We start from the raw sequence: 24,630 nt of genomic DNA, 5'->3' as shown, positions 1-24,630 counted from the left end.
CATCGGCGCCGAAGCTCGGCGTGAAGGCGGCCGCAAAGCTTGCCGTTGCATTGGTGAGCAGAGCCGTCTCGTCCACCGTCAGCGACGGCAGCTTCACATCAGCCAACGCCACCGTCGGTGCATCATCGTTAAAGGTGATGGTCAGCGTGCCGTTCGCCGTCGAGCCGTCGGCGTCAGTGATCACATAGCCGAGGCCGACCGTCGCATCGTTCTCGTTGTTGCCCGGGGCCTGCAACACGTTGTCGAGCAGCGTCACCGTGTAGGCGCCCGTCGCCGGGTCCGTCACATGTACCGTGAACAGATCCCCGCGTGGCCCTGTTGCCGTCAGCGTGTTGCCGGCCGCGTCCCAGTTGTAGGTCACGCTCTCCTGGCCGACCGTGCCGGTGGTGCCGTTCAGCGTTGCAAACGAGAAGCCGTTGGCGCCGGCGCCGTCGCCGCCGATGCTGCCACCCAGCGTGCCCGAAAACGTTGCCTCGTTGTTGTCACCGTCCGTGTTGGGGACCGCAAGGTCGCCCGTCGTGCTCGCTGGATTGCCGCCGGCGAGGCCGTCGTCGTCAACCGAGGCCGCAGCTGTGCCGCCGGTCGGAACATTGGCGTCCGTCACCGCAAAGCTGATGCGGGCCGTCGACGTGTCACCGTCGCCGTCCGTCACCGTGTAAATTGCAGAAGCCGCGCCGGTGCCGACAACCGAACTGTTGGCGGTGAAGGAGTAATGGCCGTCAGCCATCACCTTGATCAAGCCATCGCCGATATCGATCGGCTGCGAATAGCCGTCGCCGCCGAAGACCAGCGGGATGGCGCCGATATGCGTCACCGTAGCGCCGTCGGCGCCGGCGACGAAGTCCAGCGTGCCGGTGATCGTCGCGCCTTCGGCGACGTTCTGCGAGGCTTCATCATGCGCCGTCGGCACATCGTCGGACACCGTCACGTTGACCGTGCCGGTCGCCTGGTCACCGTCAGTATCGGTTGCGACCACGCCGAGATGGCCCAGATTGACCAGATCGTCGGCGTTGATGCCAGGATGGGCGTCGTAATTGTTGTTCAGCGTCGCCGTCACCGTTGCCACATTGCTGGCAACCGACAGATCCAGCGTCACCACCGTAACACCGCCGTCCTTGCCCACGACTTGGGTGTCCGACACCCTGGTCCAGGTCAGGTTGGCGGTGTTCAGCCCGCTCAAATCGGTGCCGAAGGCGATCGAGGCGATCGCGTCCGAGCCCGGCGTGAAGGTGATCGAGTTCGCGGCGAAGTCCGGGCCGGCCGGCGTCGAGCCGTCGCTCAGGTTCTGGTCGTCAAGCGCCAGCGTGATCGGAGCGCCCGCAGCCGGGCCTGCGCCGTCCGTGATCGTGAAGGCGATGTTGGCCGTCGAAGTGTCGAGGTCGCCGTCCGTCACCGTGTAGGTCGCGTTGACCGCCACCGGACCGGAGCTGTTGTCGACCGAGGCATCCGGCGTGAACGAGTATGACCCGTCCGCCTTCACCTGGATGGTGCCCGCGCCGATGTCGACCGACTGCGAGTAGCCCGTGCCGGCATCAAAGATTAGCAGCGTGCCGTTGACATGCGTCACCGTGGCGCCATCGGCGCCCGCAACGAAGTCCAGTGTCCCGGTCAGCGCCGGAGCACCTTCCGCAATTGACTGCGAGGCTTCATCATGCGCCGTCGGCACGTCGTCGGACACCGTCACGTTGACCGTGCCAGTCGCCTGGTCACCGTCAGTATCGGTTGCGACCACGCCGAGATGGCCCAGATTGACCAGATCGTCGAGATTGATGCCGGGATGTGCATCGTAGTTGTTGTTCAGCGTCGCCGTCACCGTTGCCACATTGCTGGCAACCGACAGATCGAGCGTCACCACCGTCACGGCGCCGTCCTTGCCCACGACCTGGGTGTCCGACACCCTGGTCCAGGTCAGGTTGGCGGTGTTCAGCCCGCTCAAATCGGTGCCGAAGGCGATCGAGGCGATCGCGTCCGAGCCCGGCGTGAAGGTGATCGAGTTCGCGGCGAAGTCAGGGCCGGCCGGCGTCGAGCCGTCGCTCAGGTTCTGGTCGTCAAGCGCCAGCGTGATCGGAGCGCCCGCAGCCGGGCCTGCGCCGTCCGTGATCGTGAAGGCGATGTTGGCCGTCGAAGTGTCGAGATCGCCATCCGTCACCGTGTAGGTCGCGTTGACCGCCACCGGACCGGAGCTGTTGTCGACCGAGGCATCCGGCGTGAACGAGTATGACCCGTCCGCCTTCACCTGGATGGTGCCCGCGCCGATGTCGACCGACTGCGAGTAGCCCGTGCCGGCATCGAAGATCAGCAGCGTGCCGTTGACATGCGTCACCGTCGCGCCATCTGCGCCCGCGACGAAGTCCAGTGTCCCGGTCAGCGCCGGAGCACCTTCCGCAATTGACTGCGAGGCTTCATCATGCGCCGTCGGCACATCGTCGACGATCTTGACGGAGAGCGTGGCGTCGGTGCTCTGCAGATCCTGGTCTGTCAGTGTGACGGTGAAGTTTTCAAACAGGTTGTTCGTGCCCTGGATGGGGTCATGCGCCTCGTTGTCGACCAGCGTGTAGGTGTAGCTCACCTGGCCGGTGGCGGCATTGTAAGCCGTCACATTGAGTGTGTTGCCGAGCGCGGTGGTGAAGGAGCCTGCGGTGAACGCGCCATTGGTGATGAAGGCATTGCCGTCGATCGCCAGCGAATGGATGCCGTCGGGCGAGGAGATGGTGAAAGTGCCGGCGCCGGTCTCGGCCGTGCTTGCCGGATCCGACCCAGGCCCGCCCGCCGTGCCGACATTCAATGCAGCCTCGTTGACGACGACATCGCCGCCGTTGGCTTGCGGCGTCAGGTCGGTGATGACAGGCGTCGAATTGCCGATCGAGATCGTCAGCGTGGTGTGCGAGGTGTCGCCGTCGCCGTCCTTGATCGTGTAGGTGAAGACGTCGTTGACGCCGCCGGGCGTGCCGGCGTCGCGCACGTAGGTATAGCTGCCGTCGCTGTGCAGCGTCAGCTTGCCGTAGGCGCCCTGGAAGGGCACGTCGAGCGTAGCCGCGTCAGTGACATCGGTATTGGTGTTGCCGGCCGCAACGCCCACCACCGTCGCCCCGTCGGCGCCCTGGGTGTCGGCAACGCCGTCCGTGGTATTGCCATCACCCGCATCCGTACCGCCGACAAGCACATTGCCCGTGGCGGGGCCGAACTGGCCGGCGGCGATGCTGTCGCTGTCGGCAACCGCAGTCGGCACGTCGTCGACGATGGCGACGGCAAAGGTGGTGCTGGCCGTATCGCCGTCGACATCCGTGACAGTGATGCTGAAATTGTCCGGAACCGTGTCGTTCGGATTGAATCCATCCCCCTGCAAGGGATGCGTGACCGATTCGGTCACCGTGTAATTGTATTCGATGGCACCGGTGCTCGGATTGTAGGAGACGATCGTCAGGAAACCGAAATCCCCCGGGATGTGCTGGCCGACACCGGTGACGGTGACGCCGTTGATGACGATCGACCCGATTCCATCCGGCGCATCGATGCTGATCGTTCCCTTGCTGGATGTTTCCGAATGGCTCGGTGCGTCGCTACCCGGCGATTGTGTCGGGCCGCCATCAAGGCCGGTTTCGCTGGCCGCTTCGCTGGGAGCAAGCAAGGACGTGGCCGTCACTGTAACCTGCCTGTCGACGATCGAGGGGAACAGCTCACGCCGGTCCAATTGACCAAACTGCAAGGCTGTCGGCGGGAGCAGGGCCGACAGGTCGAAGCCGTCGCCGATGCCGCCGGGGGGGACCGAGAAGTCTCCGCCTGCACTGGAATTCGAACCGCCTGGGCCGGCCGATATGGAACCGTCGGCACCGAAGGCAACATCGACATGGCTGGCTTCCAGCGCCGCCAGCAGGGCAACGCGCGGCACCTCGACGTCGCCGATGATGAAGGTCGGCACGTGCAAGGCGCCGTCCTTGATCACGATCACCGAGCCGTCGGCCTGTTCGAGCACAAGGTTGTTGCCGTCGACCTTGATGTTGTCGATGGAAACGTTGGACGGAAGTTTTACGATGTTGCCAGCGTCAGCCACATATTCGTGCGGTGCCGTCGCCGCGGGTGCGTTTGCCGTAACCGGTGCCTCCGGCTTGGCCGGCGCTGCGCCGACATCGACCGGCACCGGTTCGGAGGCTGCCGGGGCGGGCTGCTGTGCCGCCGTTGCCTGTGCGACCTGCATCTCTGCCGGCGAAATCTGACTGTTGTGTTCGCCGGACGCCGAATGGTCGTCCATGGAACCCGAAAAGCTGTCCAAATCGATATTGGTGGTCATTGCTGAAACCCCTCCGTCATTTCCCGGAAAGAGACAGTGGCGACCTCTGCTTTGCAACCGTCCTGCAATCTATTTCATATACTCAGATATGCATGGTTCGGCATTTTTTACACGTGGTAAACTACAACAATATAACCTGATATACATTGGCCCGCGTGGGAGCCGAAAGGATGGAGGTGAGCCGCGATTCTTTGGTAAATGGAAGTATAAATTTGTATAAAATTTTACGCAAAATAGTCGAAGTGATTTGGGGGAAAGTTACCTACCTTCCTTTCCAATAATTTGAGACAAGATTGGTAGCGTCCACAGTCAAAGGTGGGCGTCATGAAAAAAGAAAACTCAGCTCTGGGAAAAACCGGGCTCAAGGTGCTCCTGCTGGCAATCGCGCTTGCCGGCCTGGCAGGGCCATCATTCGCGAACGCAATTTCCAGCGATGCAGCCGCACAGGGCGCGCCTCTGGAAAGGGTCCAGACGCCGCCCTGCCTCGGCGGTGTGTCGCTGGCGAGGCCTCAGCCCTGGCAGCCTGCTGCCCCTTACCGCATCGGCATGGTGTTCGGCAGCTATGGCCCGGCGATTGCCGATCGCGGCGACAGCCCGTCAATGGCGCAAGCCGGGATAGACCCTGTGCAGACCGCGTCGATCATTCCGGGCGTGTTCGGGTCGGTCGCCTTGTCGATGCGCAATTTTCCCGTCTCGGCCCGCTGGGCGCCCGTCTACCGGGCAATCATCGCCTGTTCGGCTGGCAGCGACTGCGAGCGCAAGAGCGCGGCTTTCGTCGACATGGTCTCCGTCGCCCAAGGCAAGGGGTTCAGCGAGAAACTGTCCTTCGTCAACAGCGCCGTAAATCACCTGATCGCCTACAGGAAAGACAGCGTCGTCTATGGCAAGCTCGACTATTGGGCGAAGCCGTCGGAGATCCTCGAACGGCGGGCCGGAGACTGCGAGGATTTCGCCATCCTCAAGATGACGGCTCTGCTGAGGGCCGGCATCCCAACGCAAAGCATGGCGCTGGTCGTTCTCCAGGACCGCAAGCGAGGCTTCTTTCACGCCGTGCTGTCGGTGAGCACGGGTAGCGGCACCTTCATTCTCGACAGCCTCAGCAACACCGTTATGCGCGACAGCGATCTGCCGGACTACGTTCCGCTCTATTCGTTCAGCACGGACCGGGCCTGGATCCACGGCTCCAGACCGGGCGAAGCCCAGATGGCCGACATCAAGGGCGGCTTCGCGACCGTCGCGCCGGGTGAAGGTTTTCAGCCGTAGGTCTACTCTGGGGCAGGTCTACGCTGGGATTGGCAAAGCACGTCCGGTGAGCGAACCGGTCTAGCCGGCGAAGACGAACGCCATCAGCAGCTCCGGCTCGACCACCGGCGCGCGCACCGCGTTCAACTGCCCACGGTATCGACGTTCGCCGGCACCTATGACAAAGCCGGTGGCCACCGGCGTTTCGCCATTGGCATCGAGCCGCGCGAAGATATCAGCCACATTGAGGTCCAGCGCCAGCTTGAGGTCGTTGCGCGCATCATCGCTTGGGGCGATCGGCAGTTGACGCTTGACCAGCTGCTGGAACGGCGCGTTGAACGTCAGGATCTTCTTCGACGATGCCAGCGCAAAGGCCGGCGACGGGCAAGCGACCAGTATGGCGTTGATGGTATTGATCGACGCAAGCTTTCGCAACGTCAGGTTCTCGTCCCCCAATCCACGCATGCAGGCCACCCGGATCGCAGATGTCAGGTTGCCCGTCTGCGCCTGGCTTTCGGCGATCTCGTCGATGAGCATGCCGATCGTGCATTTGCGGATTTCGGCCATGTGCTTCAGCGCCATCCAGAATGCCCGCTCCAGACGAATGCCGCGTCGTATGCCGCCGCGCGCCACGACCCGAAATTCCAGCCCAAAATCCTCGGCTGTGACCGAAGGCAGCAGCCGCTCGCGATCGGGTTGATGGAGGCTGGCGCTACCGCTCACTCATCGCCTCCTCACGCGCCTTGTTGATCGGCTTCAGGAGGTAGTGCAGGATCGTCTTGCGCCCGGTCTTGATGTCGACTGAACAGATCATTCCAGGGATGATCGAATAGGCTTTGCCGTCTCTCAGAAGTGTCGATTTGTCCGTCGACACGCGCACCTGATAGTAGGGTTCCCCCGTCTTCTGATCGACCAGACTGTCTGCCGTGATGTTCGAAACCTTGCCCTCGATGCCGCCGAAGATCGAGAAATCATAGGCGGTGACCTTGATAAGTGCTTCCTGGTCGGGGCGGATGAACGCGACATCCCGTGGCGAAACCCGTGCCTCCACCAGCAAGGTCTCGGAGGTCGGCACGATGCCGGCCACGACGGCGCCAGGCTGGACGAAGGCGCCGACGGTGTTCAGCTCCAGCGTGTTGACGATGCCGTCCACCGGAGACCGGATATCGGTTCGGGCCACCTTGTCGGTCGCCCCCCTTATGGTTTCATCCACCACCGAAAGGTCCGCCAGCGCCTGGGTGAGGTCGTCCAACGCCTCCTGCTGCAGTTGCAGGCCGAGCTCCTCGACCTGAAGCTGTGCTTCCGTGATCGCCGCCTTGCCCTTCTTGATGGTCTCGCCCGCCAGGTTCAGCTGACCGTTGAGTTCGGTCTGCTCGCGTTCCACCCGGAGCTGCTCGGTCCTTGCCATCAGGCCTTTCTTGACCATCGCGTCGACCAGCGTTGCCTCCTGGTCGCTGACGGCCAGGTTCTTGGTCAGACGGTCGGAATTGGCGATCGCCTCGGCCAGTTCCTTTTCGCGCTGATCGAGGCGTGACTTGAGCACGGATAGCTTGTTGTCGGAATTCTCGCGTCGGGCGATGAGCAGCTTCTGTTCATTGTCGCAGATTTGCGGAGCGATCGACTGAATGTCTTGCGGGCACGGAAATGCGCCCGACAGATTGCCGGCCTGTTCGTATTTCAACCTTGCTATGCGCACTTCCAGCGCGCGCGCCTTGGCCTGCTGCTCGCCGAGGCTGGACGTGTTGAGCGTGTTGTCCAGACGGATGATGAGATCGTTCTTCTTGACGATCTGGCCGATCGTCACGGCGATCTCCTGAACGACACCGGCTTCACTCGCCTGAATGACCTGGGTCTTGGAAGCGGGTATGACCTTGCCGTCGCCGCGTGCGATCTCATCGACTTCAGCAAAGGATGCCCAGGCGACAAAAGCGACGAAGAGCGCTCCTATGATGAATATGGACGCCGACGCGAAAAGCGGCGGTCGATCTTCCCTGGCAAGCATTTCCCACGCCCCAACGCATTGGATGCATTACTGTTTGTTCAATCAGGCGCTTGTTTTCTGCAACGCCTGTATGACTTGGTCCTTCGGACCGTCGGCAACGATCTTGCCCCGCTCGATGACGATCAGGCGGTCGGCCAGTTCTAGCATGCTGAACCGGTGTGTGGAGACGATCAGCGTCGTGTCGCGGTCAAAGGCGACTTTGAGCTGCTTGATCAACTGGCGTTCCGATGCGAGATCCATCGAGCCCGATGGTTCATCCAGAAAGACGATTTTCGGTTTGGTCAAAAGCAGGCGTGCGATCGCCACCGTCTGCCTCTGGCCGCCGGAAAGATTGGTGCCGCGCTCGCCGACATTCATATCGTAGCCGCGCGGGTGGCGTGAGACGAAATCGTCGACGCCGGCGGCCTTCGCCGCTTCGATGATCTGCTCGTCGGTAGCCTCGGGGCATGCCATCAGGAGGTTTTCCTTGATCGTGCCCGAGAACAGGTCGCCAGCCTGCGCAACGATGCCGACCGCGGCGCGAACCTCGGAGGGGTGATACTGGCGAATGTCGATCCCATCCAGCAGCAGCTCGCCGGAAGTCGGCAGGAAAAGCCGGCCGATCAGGCGACCCATCGTCGTCTTGCCCGATCCTATGCGGCCAATGATGCCGACCCGCTCACCCGGCTTCACCGAGAAATTCAGGCCGCTCAAAACCTCGTTTTCCGTGCCGGGATAGACGAACCCGACGTTTCTGAACACCATCGCCCCGCTGCGAATGGGGCGGTTGACGAAACCCACCGTGTCCGGTCGGTCTTCCGGCTGAGCCATGATCGAGTTCACCATCCTCAACGAGAGCATGGCCTGGCGGAACCGGGACAGCGTGATGGCAATCTGGCCGAGCGGAGCCACGGCCCGGCCTGCCAGCATCACCGTTCCTATGATCGCTCCTGTCGAAACATGTCCTTCCGAGAAGGCGTAGGCACCGGCCACGACCAGGGCGACGGTCACCAGCTGTTGTATGGACTGGGTGATGTTGCCCGCGGCCGCCGAAAGCTGCTTGATCTTCTCGGAGGTGTTGGCGGCGTTCTTGGAGTGCTCCCCCCATTTGCGCAGCAGATACGCCTCGGCGCGCAGCGACTTGATCGTCTCCAGCGTGGAGATGGATTCGACCAGCAGCGACTGGCGTTGCGAAGCCTCGTTCATCGAGGCGGCGACGCGCTTGCCGATGCGACGCTGCGTGATCAGGCCGACGACAACCGACATCACGAAGGCCAGCGCCGGTATGATCACCAGCCAGCCGCCTATCGCATAGATGACGAGCAGAAAGACGAAGACGAATGCCGTATCGATGAACACGCTGATGGTGTTCGAGGTGAAGAACTCCCTGACGAACTCATATTGCGTGACCCTGTTTGCGTATTCACCGGTCGAACCGGGACGCGCCGACAGCGACGAGTTCAGCACTTTCTCGAACAGAAGATACGATATCCGAAGATCGGCTTTGCGCCCGGCATAGTCGATGAGGGAAGCCCTGGCCGTCTTCAAAAGCAGGTCGAACAGGATGACGGCGCCAATGCCGATTGCCAGAACCCACAGTGTCGATATCGCCTTGTTCGGCAGGATCCTGTCGTAGACGTTCATCGTGAAGATGGGCGAGGCTATGGCCAGCATGTTGATGAACACCGCCGCCAGGACGACCTTCGAATAGGTGCGCCAGAAAGCGCCCATCGTTCCGGTAAGCCAATGTCTTCGCTCGATCTTGGCTGCCGAGCCGACCGTCATCCCCTCGGCCGCGTTGGCATAGGTGATCGAGAAGGACGCTCCACCGCTGATGTAGCTGGCGGCGAGTTCCGACCTGCCGATTGCGGTTCGGCCGTCCTCCTGGGGCGCGGTGATATACGCACCGTCTTCGGTTTGCGCGAGCAGGGCGATGGGCAACTGGCTGACGCGAAAGACGATGGCGGGCAGGTCGATTCGGCCCCTGAGAAAGTCGCGGTGGCTGAACTCGGTGACTTCCATGCCGATGCGCTCGGCAAGGTGCCTGATGTCGTCGATTTCAATTCGCGTGTCCGACAGCGGCACGCCGGCGAACAGCACCGTCTCCGCGCTCGGCCTGCCGAGATATCCGGCAACGGCTGCGAAGCAGGCTTTGAACGCCTCCTTGGGAGACAGGATATGGGGTTGCTGGTTCACGATCTGCCCGTCGGAACTCTCGCTGGACTTTGCGCCGTCTTACTTCTTCCTCACCGGGGCGAGAATGTCGAAAGGCAGGTCGTTCTTCTGCTCCGACGGCGTCCGCGCATAGGTTTCAGTGTCCGCGGTTTCCGGCGCCGCAAACTCGGTACGCGCATAGGCCGTCGCTTGTTTCGCCGGCTGAAGGTTCATCGTTTTCAGCAACTGTCCGGTCGCGGCCAGCAGCCGGTACTCGGCAAACAGCGATGCATAGGACGAGGTATCAGCCAGCGTTGCGGTGTTGAACCGCGTATTCTGTGCATCGAGCACGTCGAGCAGCGAACGCTGTCCGACTTTGAACTGCTCGCGATAGGAAGCGACCAGCTTCTCACTGGAGGCGGCTTGTTGCCTCAGGGTCTTTGCCAGATCGGCTTGCCGGAAACGGCGATCCCATGAGGTGCGAACGGCTTCCTCGATTTCGCGCTGGACCTGATGCAGCGCCAGACGCTGTTCGCTGGTGCGGCGGATCTGCTCCTGCTCGTTGGCCTTGTCGATACCGCCGCGGTAGAGGTTCCAGCGCAGGACCACGCGCGCCTGCAGGTCGCTGGTGTCGCCATCGTCGCCGTCAATGTCTGCTCCCGCCCGGGCGCGACCTTCAGCAATGATGGAGGGGCCAAATTTTGCCCGCGCAGCATCCACGAGGGAAGCCGCCGCATCGATGTCGCTGTTGGCCATGTGCACGCGCGGATTGCTTTCCCGCGCCAACCCTATTGCCTCGTCAAGCGAGCGTGGCAGCGCGGCCGAGACATCGCCCGGCCTCGAAGGGCTGGTCAGTGGCTTTCCGACGGTCTTGAAGAAGCGGATCTTGGCCGCTTCCAGTTCTTCGGTCGCCTCCTGCATGCGCGCCTTGGCGGCGAACAGCCGTTCCTCGGCCTGTTGGCGGTCGGCCTCGTTTAGCGCGCCGCCCGAAATGCCTTGCCGGATGTCGCCGAGAATCGCCTGGTGGAAGCCGAGATTCTTCTTCGCTTCGGCAACGATCGACGCCTGCAGCATGTACTCCAGGTAATCCTGGACAACGGACAGCCCGATGAATTCGGAGCGCTCCAGCACCCGGAACGAAGCGCCATCGACGCGCGATGCCTGGCGGTTCAACTCGGCCCGCCTTGCGCCGCTGTCATAAAGCGTCTGCGAAACCGTAAGATCCGTTTCAGCCGGATAGAGCGCGTCGTCTTCGATGGAAAGCGATCGCCGGGACGGATTGTCGAGCCGGCGAACGCCAGCCGATGCCTCGACGTCGACACTGGGAAGATAAAGCCCCTTGGCCTGCCGCAGCTCGAATTCGATGGCTTCGCGGTTTTCGATTGCCTGTCCAATCTCGGGATTGGATTCAACCGCAACGGCCATCGCCTCCTTGAGCGTGAGCGCATGAGCGCCCCCGCAGGTCAGCATGGTGGCCGCCATCAAAAGACCAAGGCGCTTGCCTATGGTCGACATGCTTGTCGTATTCATATGAACCCACCCTACGGTTTCCCCAGCGCCCCTATTACTTGAGCGCTATGGCCAAGCCAAGGCCTACGTGTCGGGGGATTATTCACAGATTCAAGAAATTTGTGAGCGATTATTGGTTTAGCCGCCACTAAAAGGGCGATTCAGATCAGAAGAGCGGCGGGATGTAACAAAAATGGCACATCGAAATCGGCCCGCTGCGGTTGTACCCGGACGCCGCCACGTGTGCGAAAGCACAAGAAAACGGAAGCCCGCTGGCCGATGAAGCCAGAATCATACCGGCTACTAACGGCCGAAGCCGGGGCTGGATCGCTATTTCGGACAGCGCCACGAGGTGCAGACTGACCCCCGTTCCCCCTCAACGCGCGCTTAACGCGGTCATACGGTCGAGCGCCGCGGTCAGCCCGTGCAGCGACACCGGGAATGTCAGCGGAGTCTCGGCATCTGTCGTGACATTGAGCTTCAACACCGAGCCTTCCCGCAGTTTTCCAAGCACCGACCGTTCGATGGCAAAGACCGCGAGGCAACCCGTTGGCAGGCAGGTCCTGAAGCGCTGCTGGGACAATGGCGGCCGATCGTCGATCTGGAGCGTCACGCCTGAATCGAGCAGTATGCCGAAGGGTAGAAGCAGGGTAGCCGTCGTCGAACCGTCCGCGCGTCCCGCGATTTCCACCGCAAGAAGTCTCTGGCCGTTCTGCTGGACCTGGTCCTGCGAAAGTGAACACACCCTTGCCTTCTCGCGGACGGAACAGGCCACGCTCCAGTCCTGATAGACTTCGCGCAGCGACGACGGTCCGTCGAGGACCGCCGCCACCTGTTGCTGGGCCAAAGCCGGCGACATCAATGAGAATACGATTGCCCCAAACGCGGAGACGGCCTTGAGGCCACGCTTCATGTACAAACCCACTCGCGGATCTTGCATTTGCTTCCCGCCGCCTCGCAGGCCTGCAAAGCGAGGTCTTCCGCTTCACGACGCGTTTCGGCGGAATCCACGCCCCAGGGCGTGAACTGCCGGTCATTCGCCTTCTCGGCCAAGGCCAGGGCACCGCAGTGCTTGTAGGGAAAGCCGGTATCGTCGTCGTCATTCCAATGGCGATGATTGCGGAACACCGTTACCACGGTGCAGTTATCTCCGCCCGCGTTCTCGCAATGCTTGAGCGCGATATCCGACGCCTCCTGCCGCTTGTCGGCGCCCCAGAAGAAGCCGTATTTGACGTCTGTGCTGGAATAGGCGATCGCCGCCCAGATGCCTTTTTCCTCCTGCGGTGGTGGCGCCGGCGGTTCGGGCGGCGCTTCCGGCAGATCGGCCGAGATGACTTGCCCGGCCCAGAGCAAGGCAAAGCCAAGAACAGCAGCCAAAGGTCCGTATCTCATAGTCAGCAATCCTCTGCAGCAGCCGTCGCCATCAGCTTTGCGTCCTCACTTCGCCGCCGAAGCGACGGAGATCACCACACAGCTGTTGCCTGTCGGCAGGAGAAGGGCTTCACCAGCGTTCCCGCCAAGCTCGTACACCTCGACCTTGCCAAGATGGTCGGTGATCTTGCTGCCCTGCGGAAGAACGGAGGGAATCTCGGAACACGGACTGGCGAACGGCGCCACCCGCACCATCGCCCCCTCGCAACCCGAAGCGGTGGGCGATGCGAAGACGACGCCGGCGGCCGGTCCGCTATAGCGCTCGGTCGCATAGTCCATGCCGACAAAGGCCTGAACGGCGTGTTTGTCGGCTGCCTGGTCGTTCCACAGCGATTTGACGCTGTATTTGGCGCCGGTCGTCAAGATCTGCCCGAGCACCGGGTAGATCGTCGAACAGGCCTGCACACCGGCTTGCTTGACGTGCTCGAGGAAAGGCGTGTCCGGAAGTGCTGGCGCGGCTGCCTGCGCCTGTGCGGCCGTCGCGCCGCCGATCAGGTTGGTCATCGCGACGTAGTTCGCGGCGGCGAAGCCCAGGCCAGCCATCGTCAGCCCCATCAGCGAAAGTGCGACGACGCGCGGCCACCGCCGTCGCGGCGGTTCAGCAAGCCTCTGCCGATCCGGCTCGACGGTCGGGCTGCGTTTTGCGGACATGAACTGGTCCTGCTGGCTCATGATGCTTCCCCGGTCATTTGATTGGCGAAAGGGCTTCCGTCAGCCCCTTGAGTGTTGCGGTCACGGTGATCGTCTGGCCGTCGACGGTCGGGTAGGAGATCGCTGGCGTCGCGCTCTGCGATATCTGCTGGCGCATCACGGGCCCGACCGGCAACATGCCGACACAGACCACGTCGTTGCAGCCGTTCAAGTGAACGTCGATCGGCTTCGCCTGTCCGTCGAATTTCAGCGACACAAGGCCGTCGCTCCTGGCGTTCGGCGCGGTGCGCAGGATCATGTACGGCTTGCCGTCCTGTGTGGCGGCAAGCGACCAGCTGAAGGCCAGCTTGCCGGACGTGTCCTCGATCACCTGCGAGACGTTGCAGACCTTCTTGCGCGCCTTGATGTTCTCGTCGCAGATCAGCGTCCAGTTCTCGAAGGGGCGGATGGTGCGCTGGTATTCCCCGAGTTTCGCCTCGGGGGGTACCACGACGTCCGACGGCCTGATCCTGTATGTCGTGCCGGCCTGCCCGGCAGCCGGCACGAGGCTACCCGACAGAACCAGGCAAGTCAGTGCGGCGAGCCCGAGGCCGGCATGTCTGGTCGGTCTGTTCATCCCCGCCTCAGTTCAAGGTGAAGCTGAGGCCGGCGCCGACACCGACATGCCCACCCGCGGCCGTTCCGGACAGATTGCCGCGGATACGGCCATCTTCGCTGGTGTAGCCGGCGCCGAAGGCGAACGCGCCGGCGTCCCGCCACAAGCCGCCACCCGCCGCGACGCTCAGCTTTCCAGGCCGGTCGTCGTAGCGCAGCGAAGCAGCCGCAAGCCCGATTGCCGCCGCCTGCCGGGCTTCGTCCCTGATGCCGCTGATATCAGAATTGAGCTGGCCGAGCTTCTGGTCGGTATAGTCGTTGGCCTGTTGCAGGGTCGTGGCGGCCACCTTGTCGGTATAGGCGTTGGACGTGTCGATGGCGTAGGCCACGCGGTTGTCCGTATAGCTCTTGCCCTCGGTCAGGCCCTGGTTCAGCTGATTGACGTTGACCGCATCGGTGCCGGCGACGCCGGGGCCGACATTCGAGATGACGACCGGCGCGTTGACGTCGCCGCCTTGCAGCGTGATGCTGTTCTTCTTGCTGCCGTCCGGATTGGTGTCATACACCACCGCATTCTGGGTGAGATTTCCGACACCGGCTTTCAGATCGTCGATCGCCGTGTTGGTGGCAAAAAGCTGCGAGCCGTTGATCGCATCCGTGCTGTCGGCGGTAACCCGCCCGGCGGCGACATTGGTGATCGTCCTCTCGGCGCCTGCATCGCCGACGCTGACGGTTCCGGTCGGAGTCGTCCCGGCAAAGGCGTAGGTCTTGCCGCCGATGACGGTGCTGGCGGTGCCGACGGCAGCCTGCGTCACCGAGCCGGAGCCGAGGGCCACATCGTTGGCGTTGTTGGCCTGTGCGCCCTGGCCGAGCGCGACGGCGCCCTGCCCCGTGGCTGTCGATCCATGGCCGGCGGCAAGGCTGTCGGTGCCGCTCGCCACGCTTTCCGGTCCGATCGCCACGGCGTCGGTGCCGCCGGCGACACTATCGGCCAGCGTCGAATTGGCGTGGAAGTACTTGATGCCGCCGCCATTGTTGATGGTGGTGAGGGCATTGTCGACGGCTGTGAAGCCGTCAAAGACGGTCGAATAATTGTTGCCCTGGATATTGTAGGTCGGGCCGGTGATCGAACCGTCCGGATTGACAGTGGTGCCGCCGCCGAACAGGTCGGTGACGTTTTGCGTCACGCCGCGCAGCTGGGAGACGTTGACGCCATCGGTATCGGCCGAGCCCGCCGCGACATTGGTGAGCTTGCGCTCTGCCCCGGCGGCGCCGATCGACACCTCGCCGACCGAGGTTTGCGCGCCGGTCAGGGCAAAGGCCGTGTAGCCGGTCTGCGCGCCGACCGTGGTGATGGACTGCGCGCCCAGCGCGACGCTGTTGATGAAGGTGCTTTGGGCGCCGGCGCCGAGCGCCACCGACTGGATGCCGGAAGCGAGCGAATTGGTGCCGAGCGCGAGGCCGTCGGCCAGCATCACATGGGCGTTCTGGCCGATGGCCGTGCCGCCGGGCGCGGTCTGGTCGACGATGGCGCCATTGCCGATGCCGATGCCGTTGTCGCCGTTGACGACCGTTGTCGGGCCGACCGCTACCGATTCCGCTCCGACCGCCAGCGAGTCGCCGGCCGCCGAATTGGCATGGAAATACTTGGTCGACGTGACCGATACCGAGGCGATCGCCCCCTGCAGCTGGCGGAGCGTCACCGCATCCTGCGCCTGGGTGCCATCGGCCACATTGGTGATCTGCCGATAGGACGTGGCGGTGCCGACCGACACCGCGCCAAGCAGGTTTTTGTCGGTCGTGTTGTACTGGATGAAGTTCGATGGACCGGCGGGCAGTTGCCCGGAAGCAGGAGCAATCGCGCGATCCGAGATCGATCCGGAACCGAGTGCCACGCCGCCATCGATGCTGGCCTGGGTGCCGCGGCCGAGAGCCAGCGCGCTGTCGCCGGTGGCGGTCGCCTGGTAGCCGACGGCGGTCGAGCCGATCCCTTGCGCGAAGGAGTCCGTTTGCGCCAGGCCCGCCTCGTTGGTGCGGGCATAGCGGATGCCTATGCCATTGGCGTCGGTATAAGCAGTCGAGGTATCGCCGGCAATGTTGGCGATCGTGTTGCCGAGATTGGTCACGGAACCGCCGATGGTGCTGAGCGTGGTGCCAATAGCGTCGACGGCCTGGTTGGTGGCGAACAGCTGCGAACCATTGATCGCATCCGTCGAGGACCCGCTGATCCGCCCTGCCGCGACGTTGGTGATGGTGCGCTCGGCGCCGACCGCGCCGACGCTGACCGTCGAGGCCGGGGTAGTGCCCTGGAAGGCGTAGGTCGTTCCGTTGATCACGGTGCTGGGCGTGCCGACCGCCACAGCGGTCACCGAGCCCGAGCCGAGCGCTACGTCGCCCACATTGCTGGCGACGGAGAGGGCGCCCAGCGCCATCGCATTCTGGGCGCCGGCATTCGCTCCCACGCCGAGTGCGGTCGCTTGAACGCCGGTTGCGAACGCGTTCTGGCCGATCGCCGTGCTGGACGTGGCAGTGGCGTTTGCGTTGGCGCCGACGGCGGTGCTGTATTGGCCCGAGGCCTTGGATATGTAGCCCATCGCCGTTGCGTCGAGGGCCGATGCGACGGCGCCGCTGCCAAAGGCCGAGGCGTTGGCGTCGGTGGCGCTCGAATTGGTACCGGCCGCGATGGCGTTCGTCCCGGTCGCGGTCGCGACGGGTCCGATGGCGACCGAGTCCGTACCCGTCGCCGAGGAGTCCGCGGCCGTCGAGTTGGCATGGAAATACTTGATGCCGCCGCCGACATTGATGTTGTTCACGATGGCGCCGATGGCGTCGACGGCCTGGTTGGTGGCGAAGAGCTGCGAGCCGTTGATCGCATCCGTCGACAGCGCGCTGATGCGCCCCGCAGCCAGGTTGGTCAGGGTGCGCTCGGCGCCGACCGCGCCGATGCTGACCGTCGAGGTTGGGTTGGTGCCCTGGAATGCATAGGTCGTGCCGTTGACCACCCCGCTCGCCGTACCGACGGCCGTCGTGGTCACCGAGCCGGAGCCGAGCGCCACGTCACCGGAGCTCGCCGCCGCCGTCGCGCCGTCGCCGAGCGCGACATTGCCGGCGAGGCCAGCGGCACCGGCGGTCGAGCCGTTGCCCAGCGCCACCGAGCCTTGCCCGATCGCCTTGTTGTTGTTGCCGATGGCGACGGCGCCCGCCGCCTGGTTAGCCGCCGTGGCGCTCGCCGTGCCGTCGCTGTTGGCGATGTTGTTGGCACCGCCGGTGAAGGCGCCGGTGCCGCTGGCATAGCTTGGATCGCCTATGGCGACCGCGCCGTCGCCATAGGCAATGTTGTCCGCGCCGATTGCCACCGCCTTGCCGCCGCTTGCGTACGCGCTGGTGCCGATGGCGATCGCGTCGGCGGTGTCCGCGCCGGCGGCGGTGCCGATGGCGATCGCATTTACGTCATCTGCCACAGCGCCCGATCCGATTGCTGTCGAGGCCGCCGCGGTCGCGATGGTCGCCGTGCCCATGGCGATGGAATCGTCGCCTTGGGCAGTGGTCGAACGGCCACCCGCGAACGCACGGGCACCGGTGGCCTTGGAGGTGGAACCAAGCGAAGTAGCGTATGCTCCGCTAGCCGTGGCACCCAATCCCAGCGCGCTGGCATTTGCCGCCGTTGCTGCAGCGTTGTTGCCGAGCGCGGTGGTGGAGACGTCGGTAGCCTGGGCTCCAGAACCCGCCGCGACCGAGCCCACTCCGCTCGATACGGCCGAATTGCCCAGCGCGAGCGCGAAATTGCCCGAGGCGGTGGCAACGTTGCCGAACGCTGCCGAGTCTAATGCCGATGCATTTGCCTGGGGACCAACGGCTGCGGCATTGGCGCCAGCGGCCTGGGCCTGGAAGCCCACGGCTGCCGAATTGGCGCCACTCGCGGTCGAGGCAGCGCCCATCGCGGTGGCGAAAGCACCGGAAGAGACCGCATTGGTGCCGATCGCGATGCTGTTGGGCAGGGCCGTGTTGGCCTGAACGCCTGCAATCGCGCCCAGGCCGAGTGCGATCGACTGGTTGCCCCAGGCGCTGGCTGTCGTGCCCATCGCCATGGCGCCCGTTCCCGTTGCCTTGCTTGAGCGTCCGATGGCAGTGGTGTCAACTTGAGACGCTGTCACATCCGTGCCGATGGCGATGGCACTCTGTGCCAGCGCTCCCGTTCCGGCGGCGGTACGCGAGCCGAGATAGACGGAATTTATCGCCGTTGCGGTCGTCTGGAAGCCGATCGCGATGGCATTCTGGTTGCTTGCGACGGCGCTATTGCCTTGGGCAAGCGAATCCAGCCCGGACGCTGTTGCCCCAAACCCGAGCGCGGTGGCGCGCAGCCCGGTCGCCCGGGTGACATATCCGATCGCCGTCGAGTTCGTTCCGTCGGCTCGCGCGTTCAGGCCAAAGGCGGCCGCGCCTGTGGTTGCAACCGAATTGACGCCAATGGAGCTTGCTCCGTCCCCGTTGGCCTTGGCGTTCCCGCCCAGGGCGAGGGCGTTAACGCCCGTTGCGCCTGCAAAGACACCTATGCCTATGGCATTGAGGCCATTGGCACTCATCGTGTAGCCGATGGCGATCGAAGCATTGCCCGTTGCGGTGGCACCGGTGCCCAACGCCACGCCATCGTCGCCATTCACTTTGGCGCCATCGCCGACGGCGGTTGAGGCGGACCCGGTGGCGGTGCTGGCACAACCGATAGCTACGCTTTGCCCCCCTGCGGAGGGAGTCGTGCAGTTCGCGACGTTGGTCACAGTCCCGTTGCCAATGGCAAGCTGGGCGAAAGCCGTTTGCGGGATCATGATCCCCATCACGGCAAGCGCCGCCGCCGACATCCCGCCAGTGCCCAATGTTCCCAGACCCATATTCTTGCGGCCGAGGCCGAGCACGCGGTGCGCCATGCGCAGCACCGCCATCAGGCGGCGGCGTGTCGAGCGAGAGCCGTGACCGGCGCCCGCGATCCAGTGCCCGGCAAAATTCACCGCCCGCGCAAACGAGCCATTGGAAATGTGATTGTCGGTCATGGTCCCTCTCCGCCCGCCTGCCGGCGTAAAAATGTCTGACAATACGAACTGATGCTAAGAAGCCATGATTCTGGCTTGCGGTATTTCACGAAATTGCTGTCTCGTGACAAAACATCGGCGCAGGACCGTAGAGGTTAACGGCTCGTTACTTTAGTAATTGCTTTAATAAGAGATCATCCGCCAGCGTCAGAGTACTTGCGCAATCTACCGGCCCGCCTAAGCTTCCCGCCTAAGCTTTCCGGACCGCGCCTGCAATGGCGTGACACCGCGATACTTCTTCATCATCGTGGTAAAATGGCTCTGGCTTGAAAATCCGCAGAGATGAGCGATCTCCGCGATGGTCATGCGCCTGTCGAGAAGCAGTCTTTCCGCGAAGTCCAGCCGCAGATCGAGAACATACTGGTGCGGCGGCGCCCCGAACGTCTTCGAGAAAGCCCGCATGAAGTGATAGGGCGAAAGCCCGCAAACCGCGGCCATTTCAGAAAGTGCCAGTTTGCGCGAAAAGTTCTTGTTCAGGAATTCCTGCACGCGGCGCGCACCGCGCACCGAAAGCCCGCCTTTCACGTTCAGCGTCGGCTGTCGCGTCGCATCGGTCCCGGAAGTCGGTTCCCGGGGATCATCGTGGCGCCGCATGGCTCGGCCTCCGGATCTTTCCCGAATGGAACTCAACCTGATGCGGCATCCGTCGTTCCCTCGAAAACAATTCGTGATTGATCGAACTGGACCTATGCCGGCTCTCACGCATCGAATGCCGGGAGGACAAGAGTTGAACGGACGATCGGCCCCGGCGATCCCGGTCGGCTCGGCAGCGGCGGACGGTATCGAGAGCCCACGGGCCGGCTTTGCCGAACACGGACAGTTATGCGAGCCGGCAAAATCCCTGAGGAATGCTGTTCGCCAGAAGCTTCCGCGATCCAGTCGCGCGAAGACATCGCGCTCCGGCGCTGGGCTGCCCTTCTCGGGCTTGCACTCTCCGGAATAACGCCGAACACAGGTCGGGATACTCGTCCCCGACCGCCGCCCCGGAAAGCGCCGCCTTCCCAGGTCTCCGCATGTTTCATGGGCCTCGCCTCAGCCGCCTCGCCGTTCGAAATCCCCTTTAGCCCACCAACCCGGGAATCAAACTAACGCACATGCTAAGGCTATGGAAGAACTTCCATGCGCAAAGAAAGCGTTTTGTCCGGGATAAGGGAGGTCCGACACTGGACGCAGTCGAAGATCTTGCGGGCCTGCTGAATATCGCCAGCTATTGCTGATCCTCGCGACGCTCCTCGTACAGATTCCATGCAAGTTCGACAAGGCCGAGAAGAACATCCTCCTCGTTCCAACCGACCGCGACCGCCGCCTGAACGATTTCGCGCACGAGCGGCAACAACTGGCGCCGGCATTCGGCCGATAATTCGACGTCGTCGTCACCCATAGGAGGTCCGCCGAAGTTGAACTCCATCATTCGCGGCCCCCCCTCGCCCTCGACCGAAACGTTACATCATTGTTTTTTATTCCCGCTTGCATACAACAAGTCCGCCGCCAAGCATAGGAAGCCTTCGACAACCGGAGGCTGCATGGAATGACGTTGCGTCAGGTCGTCTCTATGCTTCGCCGCTCTGCCCAAGGTTACAATTTTTCGGCCAGGCAGCCTGTCGCCGGCACTGAGTATCTCTTCGCGATATCGAACGCTTGCCATCGCAATTTGCCTGGCAAGATCACTTCCAGCACATGATCGGCTGCATTGCCTTCTGCAATCGCTCGCTGGATAGTCTCGGCCATGTTGGAGACCCTGGCGACTCATTGGCCCCAAATTCTCGCGGTCATCTCCGTGGTGATGGCGACCGTCGGCATCGTTCACGCCGTCATGACCAAGGAGGATGTCCGCGCCGCCACCGGCTGGGTCGGCGTGATGGTGCTGTCGCCGATCCTCGGCGTGCTGATCTATGCCGTCGCCGGCATCAACCGCATCCGTCGTGCCACGATCACCGCACAGCGTCCGCTTGCCGGCAACGCGGTATCCGCCAAGCTTGAGCGCGACGTCGCCGCCGAAGAGGCCCTTGTCGTCGAGCGATACGGGCAGCGGTTCACCGGCTTGAGAACACTGGGCGACAGGGTGGCGCGGCGCGCAATGACGCCTGGAAATGCAATAGAGGTGCTGGAGACCGGCGACCAGGCCTATGCGGCCATGGGTGCGGCGATCGACGGCGCGGAACGCAGTATCCTGCTCGAAACCTACATTTTCGACAATGACGCCGTCGGCCGGCTCTTCGTCGAAGCGCTGGCCGGCGCCGTCCGGCGTGGCGTCGCCGTCCGCGTGCTGATCGATGCCGTCGGCGCCCGCTACTCCGTGCCGAGCATCCTGGGGCATTTGCGCGAGGCCAACATCACCGCCGATCTCTTCAACGGCAATCTCGTCATGGGTCTGCGCCTGCCCTATGCCAATCTCAGGACCCACCGGAAGATCCTTGTGGTCGACGGCATGGTCGCCTTCACCGGCGGCATGAACATCCGCAAGGGCTTCTCCGCCGAATTCGCCGGCTCCAACAGCGCCAGGGACACACATTTCCGGGTGATCGGTCCGGTCGTCGCCGACCTCTTTTCGGTCGCCGCCGAGGACTGGCGTTTCGCTACCAAGGAGGCGCTGAAGGGCGATGACTGGCGAATTGCCCCGCTCTCACCGCCGCCCGGTGTGCCGATGCTGGTGCGGGCGGTGGCGTCCGGCCCGGATGCCAGCAACGAAACCAACCACAAACTGCTGATCGGTGCATTCTCCGTCGCCCGCAAATCGATCCGCCTGATGTCGCCCTATTTCCTGCCGGATCGCGAACTGATCAGTGCGCTGATAACAGCGGGCAGGCGAGGTGTCGAAATCGACATCGTCGTGCCGGCGGTGAACAACCTTTTCCTGGTCGACCGTGCGATGACGGCGCAATTCGACCAGGTGCTGAAACATTATTGCCGCGTCTGGCGCACGGAAGGACCTTTCGACCATTCGAAACTGGTTTCGATCGACGGCGTGTGGGCCTATGTCGGCTCTTCCAATCTTGACGCCCGGTCGCTGCGGCTGAATTTCGAGATCGACCTCGAAATCCTCGACGCCGGCTTTGCCAGCGAGATCGAAGCGCGCATCCGGTCGGCGCTTGCAACGGCCGTACCGGTCACGCTGGAAGCGTTGAAGGCCCGGCCGTTCCTCATCAGACTGTTCGACCGGGCCCTCTGGCTCGGTTCGCCCTATCTCTAGATGGGTTAATCCCTATCTCTAGATGAGTTTATCCCTATCTCTAGATGGGTTCACCTCTGTCTCTGGATGAGAGTGAACCCATCTTTACCAAAACGACGTGTTAGGCGGATAGTTTGATGCCGATCATGGAATAAGGACTGAAAGACTCTATCTGAGGTGCATGGTGAAAGCAGGGGCCATGGTAGGCACACGATGCGCGTGACCGGACGCAGCCTTCCGGCAAGTATGCTGTTATCCATTCGTGACCGCCGGATGCAGAAGGCAAACCTTGCCGCACACAAGACCACGGCCATCACCGGCACGCTGGTTGCCTCCTACAATGTCCACAAATGCATCGGCGTCGACAGGAAATTCGACCCGGAGCGAACCGTCCGCGTCATCCGCGAAATCGATCCGGATGTCATTGCGTTGCAGGAAGTCGACAACCGCTTCGGCGACCGTGTCGGGCTTCTCGACCTCGCCCGGCTCGAGCGCGAAACCGGCCTGATTCCGGTGCCGATTTCCGCGACCGGCAAGGGCCATGGCTGGCATGGCAATGTCTTGCTGTTCAAGAAGGGCGTCGTTCGTGACGTGCACCAGATCAGACTTCCGGGACTGGAGCCGCGCGGCGCGTTGGTGGCAGAGATCGACCTCGATGGAAGCCAGACGCTGCGCATCATCGCCGCCCATCTCGGCCTGCTGCGCCGCTCGCGCTCCCAGCAGGCACGTGTCGTACTCGACCTGATGAACAGCCCGGACGAAAAGCCGACCTTGCTGCTCGGCGACCTCAACGAATGGCGCCTCGGCAACCGCTCCGCGCTCAATACGCTGCATGCGTCGTTCGGCCCGCAGCCGCCGGCGGTCCCCACCTTCCCCTCGAACCTGCCGCTGCTGGCGCTCGACCGCATCATGGCCAACAGGCATGGCATGATTGCCGCCGTCGACGCGCATGACACGCCGCTTTCGCGGGTTGCATCCGACCATCTGCCATTGACGGCTTTTGTCCAACTGGAGCGCATGGCTGACGCCGATAACGGCTTGATGTCCCAGGCGTCGCAAAGCGTGTAGATGTCCTGTGGAACGCCCGGTTCTTCCACGAGTTGATAGGTCTTGAGTTCGCAGGAGGACCGAATGAAGAAATTGATTTTAGCTTCCATCTTGGCATTTGCCGCAACGGCCGCGGTGGTGGCACCGACGCAAGCCGCAAGCGTGATTATCCAGTCCGACGACGACCAATATTCACCGGACGACCTGTATTCACCGGACGACCAATATTCACCGGATGATCAGTTCGACAATGGCGAAATCATCGTTCGCCGCCATCACGACCGGCGTATTTACGACAACCAGTATGATGACGACCAGAACGCGCAATATGGCGACTACAGCGACGGCGAATATCGCCGCCACTACCGGCATCACCGCTGCCACATCGAACTGATCAAGCACTGGCGCCACCACCACAGGGTGATCGAGGAGGTCCGCGTCTGCAGCTGATGTTTGGCCGTGCCAACCGGCTGGCGAAAGCCGACTGGTTCGCCCTATTGTCCCCTCGATCAGGCATTTTGGCGGAAGCAGACGAGGGGTTCAGATGATTGCTTACGATTTCACCGGCAGGCATGCGGTCGTTGCCGGTGCAGGCGGCGGTATGGGCGAGGCGATCACGCTGGCGCTGCTCGATGCGGGCGCCTCCGTCACTGCCATCGACGTCAAGCCGCGTCCCGTGTCCCTCGCCGCTTATGACGACAGCCTCACCTTCGCGCAGGGTGATCTCACCGACGCCGCCTTTGTCGAACGGACGATCGCTACGGCGGGCCGCGAGCGCAGCGGCATCGACTATCTCGCCAATGTCGCCGGCGTGCTGTGGTTCGGTCGCGACAAATCGGCTCTGGAGATGGATCTCGACGTCTGGGACGAGGTGTTCAACATCAATTTGAAATCCTTCGTACACACGGCGCGGTCGGTTGTGCCACATATGCGCTCCGGTGGACGCGGCGGTGCCATGGTGCATTTCTCGACCATCCAATGGTATCGCGGCGACGCCAATCCCCAGGATGCCTACCAGGCATCCAAGGCCGGCGTATGCGCGCTATCCAAATCGCTCGCCATGCAATTGGCCGGCGAGCACATCCGCTCCAACGCCATCTGTCCCGGCATGGCGCTGACCCCGTTGCAGGCGCGCTGGGACACCGAGGAAAAGCGCTCGGCCGTCGCAAGCTACGCGCCGCTCGGTCGCATCGGCACGCCACAGGACATGGCCAACGCAGCACTGTTCCTGCTCTCCGACGCGGCGAGCTACATCACCGGCATCGAACTCGCCGTCGATGGCGGCCTGCTGATGCGTATGTAGCCAGCACACCCGCTGCCGGTGTGCGATAGCAGAGAAACATCGGCGAATGCTCTATCCAAACTGCTGACCGCAGGCCGCAATGATCGAACGGAGCCTCCGGCGACTTTCGGCGCGGGCGTCATGAACGGGTCGCTACCCGGACGGGGCCTAACCTCGCTATTTGATACCCTCTGGACA

General features: G+C 63.0%; 18 protein-coding genes. 5 read left to right on the top strand and 13 right to left on the bottom strand.

The genetic code is table 11. The features are described from left to right. Positions 1–4,288, bottom strand: a 4,288-nt coding sequence (locus NKJ01_RS01630) for a beta strand repeat-containing protein (protein WP_352725471.1), incomplete at its 3' end; no start/stop codon positions are given. Positions 4,289–4,612: 324 nt separating this feature from the next. Between NKJ01_RS01630 and NKJ01_RS01625 the strand changes: the two genes are divergently transcribed. Beyond that, the gene (locus NKJ01_RS01625) at positions 4,613–5,551 is read left to right on the top strand and encodes a transglutaminase-like cysteine peptidase (protein ID WP_352725469.1); all 939 of its coding nucleotides are present in this window, start codon (positions 4,613–4,615) and stop codon (positions 5,549–5,551) included. 60 nt (positions 5,552–5,611) lie between these two features. Here the strand turns inward: NKJ01_RS01625 and NKJ01_RS01620 are convergent, their stop codons facing one another. From NKJ01_RS01620 to NKJ01_RS01565, 12 genes are all read right to left on the bottom strand, one after another. Continuing rightward, the gene (locus tag NKJ01_RS01620) at positions 5,612–6,253 is read right to left on the bottom strand and encodes a ribbon-helix-helix domain-containing protein (RefSeq protein WP_352725467.1); all 642 of its coding nucleotides are present in this window, start codon (positions 6,251–6,253) and stop codon (positions 5,612–5,614) included. After that, positions 6,243–7,532 carry an HlyD family type I secretion periplasmic adaptor subunit gene (locus NKJ01_RS01615; RefSeq protein ID WP_352599806.1) on the bottom strand — a complete coding sequence of 430 codons (1,290 nt, stop codon included), beginning with the start codon at positions 7,530–7,532 and terminating at the stop codon, positions 6,243–6,245. The genes NKJ01_RS01620 and NKJ01_RS01615 overlap by 11 nt, the downstream gene beginning before the upstream one ends. A 42-nt stretch (positions 7,533–7,574) precedes the next feature. After that, entirely contained in the window at positions 7,575–9,707 is a 2,133-nt protein-coding gene (locus NKJ01_RS01610) for a type I secretion system permease/ATPase (RefSeq protein ID WP_352725465.1), read from the bottom strand. Between the two features lie 39 nt (positions 9,708–9,746). Continuing rightward, positions 9,747–11,195: a TolC family protein gene (locus tag NKJ01_RS01605; protein WP_352725463.1), complete on the bottom strand. Its 1,449-nt coding sequence runs from the start codon at positions 11,193–11,195 to the stop codon at positions 9,747–9,749. Positions 11,196–11,550: 355 nt separating this feature from the next. After that, complete coding sequence (locus NKJ01_RS01600; RefSeq protein WP_352725461.1) at positions 11,551–12,087, bottom strand: invasion associated locus B family protein; 537 nt, start codon at positions 12,085–12,087, stop codon at positions 11,551–11,553. Continuing rightward, complete coding sequence (locus tag NKJ01_RS01595; protein WP_352725459.1) at positions 12,084–12,566, bottom strand: DUF4189 domain-containing protein; 483 nt, start codon at positions 12,564–12,566, stop codon at positions 12,084–12,086. The genes NKJ01_RS01600 and NKJ01_RS01595 overlap by 4 nt, the downstream gene beginning before the upstream one ends. A 45-nt stretch (positions 12,567–12,611) precedes the next feature. Then, positions 12,612–13,277, bottom strand: coding sequence for a hypothetical protein (locus NKJ01_RS01590; RefSeq protein WP_352725457.1), 666 nt, complete (start codon positions 13,275–13,277; stop codon positions 12,612–12,614). A 13-nt stretch (positions 13,278–13,290) separates the two neighbouring features. Beyond that, on the bottom strand, positions 13,291–13,872 hold the full coding sequence (locus NKJ01_RS01585; protein ID WP_352725455.1) for an invasion associated locus B family protein: 582 nt from the start codon (positions 13,870–13,872) through the stop codon (positions 13,291–13,293). Positions 13,873–13,879: 7 nt separating this feature from the next. Beyond that, complete coding sequence (locus tag NKJ01_RS01580; RefSeq protein WP_352725453.1) at positions 13,880–18,895, bottom strand: YadA-like family protein; 5,016 nt, start codon at positions 18,893–18,895, stop codon at positions 13,880–13,882. Positions 18,896–19,111: 216 nt separating this feature from the next. Next, positions 19,112–19,528, bottom strand: coding sequence for a helix-turn-helix transcriptional regulator (locus NKJ01_RS01575; protein WP_352725451.1), 417 nt, complete (start codon positions 19,526–19,528; stop codon positions 19,112–19,114). A 613-nt stretch (positions 19,529–20,141) separates the two neighbouring features. Further along, positions 20,142–20,345 (bottom strand): hypothetical protein, encoded by a 204-nt coding sequence (locus NKJ01_RS01570; protein WP_352599794.1) that lies wholly within the window; start codon positions 20,343–20,345, stop codon positions 20,142–20,144. Between the two features lie 164 nt (positions 20,346–20,509). After that, positions 20,510–20,662, bottom strand: a complete 153-nt coding sequence (locus NKJ01_RS01565; protein ID WP_352725449.1) for a hypothetical protein — start codon at positions 20,660–20,662, stop codon at positions 20,510–20,512. Between NKJ01_RS01565 and NKJ01_RS01560 the strand changes: the two genes are divergently transcribed. The 4 genes from NKJ01_RS01560 (at position 20,661) to NKJ01_RS01545 (ending at position 24,453) form a co-directional block, all read left to right on the top strand. After that, complete coding sequence (locus tag NKJ01_RS01560; RefSeq protein ID WP_352725447.1) at positions 20,661–22,124, top strand: phospholipase D-like domain-containing protein; 1,464 nt, start codon at positions 20,661–20,663, stop codon at positions 22,122–22,124. The two genes, NKJ01_RS01565 and NKJ01_RS01560, sit on opposite strands and share 2 nt — an antisense overlap. A gap of 192 nt (positions 22,125–22,316) precedes the next feature. Continuing rightward, complete coding sequence (locus tag NKJ01_RS01555) at positions 22,317–23,171, top strand: endonuclease/exonuclease/phosphatase family protein (protein ID WP_352725445.1); 855 nt, start codon at positions 22,317–22,319, stop codon at positions 23,169–23,171. Positions 23,172–23,234: 63 nt separating this feature from the next. Further along, complete coding sequence (locus tag NKJ01_RS01550) at positions 23,235–23,600, top strand: hypothetical protein (protein WP_352725443.1); 366 nt, start codon at positions 23,235–23,237, stop codon at positions 23,598–23,600. Positions 23,601–23,694: 94 nt separating this feature from the next. Then, the gene (locus tag NKJ01_RS01545; protein ID WP_352725441.1) at positions 23,695–24,453 is read left to right on the top strand and encodes an SDR family NAD(P)-dependent oxidoreductase; all 759 of its coding nucleotides are present in this window, start codon (positions 23,695–23,697) and stop codon (positions 24,451–24,453) included. The last annotated feature ends 177 nt before the right edge of the window (positions 24,454–24,630 follow it).

This window comes from Mesorhizobium sp. M0276 (assembly GCF_040321755.1).
Lineage (GTDB): Bacteria > Pseudomonadota > Alphaproteobacteria > Rhizobiales > Rhizobiaceae > Mesorhizobium.
Note: the sequence above shows the minus strand (reverse complement) of the source record. Positions and strands in the feature narration are given on the sequence as shown.

What these genes read in the sequence shown, in the direction of transcription:
- NKJ01_RS01625 (WP_352725469.1), top strand. Translation starts at nt 4,613, where the DNA reads ATGAAAAAAGAAAACTCAGCTCTGGGAAAAACCGGGCTCAAGGTGCTC.
- NKJ01_RS01615 (WP_352599806.1), bottom strand. Translation starts at nt 7,532, where the DNA reads ATGCTTGCCAGGGAAGATCGACCGCCGCTTTTCGCGTCGGCGTCCATA.
- NKJ01_RS01605 (WP_352725463.1), bottom strand. Translation starts at nt 11,195, where the DNA reads ATGAATACGACAAGCATGTCGACCATAGGCAAGCGCCTTGGTCTTTTG.
- NKJ01_RS01600 (WP_352725461.1), bottom strand. Translation starts at nt 12,087, where the DNA reads ATGAAGCGTGGCCTCAAGGCCGTCTCCGCGTTTGGGGCAATCGTATTC.
- NKJ01_RS01595 (WP_352725459.1), bottom strand. Translation starts at nt 12,566, where the DNA reads ATGAGATACGGACCTTTGGCTGCTGTTCTTGGCTTTGCCTTGCTCTGG.
- NKJ01_RS01590 (WP_352725457.1), bottom strand. Translation starts at nt 13,277, where the DNA reads ATGAGCCAGCAGGACCAGTTCATGTCCGCAAAACGCAGCCCGACCGTC.
- NKJ01_RS01585 (WP_352725455.1), bottom strand. Translation starts at nt 13,872, where the DNA reads ATGAACAGACCGACCAGACATGCCGGCCTCGGGCTCGCCGCACTGACT.
- NKJ01_RS01580 (WP_352725453.1), bottom strand. Translation starts at nt 18,895, where the DNA reads ATGACCGACAATCACATTTCCAATGGCTCGTTTGCGCGGGCGGTGAAT.
- NKJ01_RS01575 (WP_352725451.1), bottom strand. Translation starts at nt 19,528, where the DNA reads ATGCGGCGCCACGATGATCCCCGGGAACCGACTTCCGGGACCGATGCG.
- NKJ01_RS01570 (WP_352599794.1), bottom strand. Translation starts at nt 20,345, where the DNA reads ATGATGGAGTTCAACTTCGGCGGACCTCCTATGGGTGACGACGACGTC.
- NKJ01_RS01560 (WP_352725447.1), top strand. Translation starts at nt 20,661, where the DNA reads ATGTTGGAGACCCTGGCGACTCATTGGCCCCAAATTCTCGCGGTCATC.
- NKJ01_RS01565 (WP_352725449.1), bottom strand. Translation starts at nt 20,662, where the DNA reads ATGGCCGAGACTATCCAGCGAGCGATTGCAGAAGGCAATGCAGCCGAT.
- NKJ01_RS01555 (WP_352725445.1), top strand. Translation starts at nt 22,317, where the DNA reads ATGCGCGTGACCGGACGCAGCCTTCCGGCAAGTATGCTGTTATCCATT.
- NKJ01_RS01550 (WP_352725443.1), top strand. Translation starts at nt 23,235, where the DNA reads ATGAAGAAATTGATTTTAGCTTCCATCTTGGCATTTGCCGCAACGGCC.
- NKJ01_RS01545 (WP_352725441.1), top strand. Translation starts at nt 23,695, where the DNA reads ATGATTGCTTACGATTTCACCGGCAGGCATGCGGTCGTTGCCGGTGCA.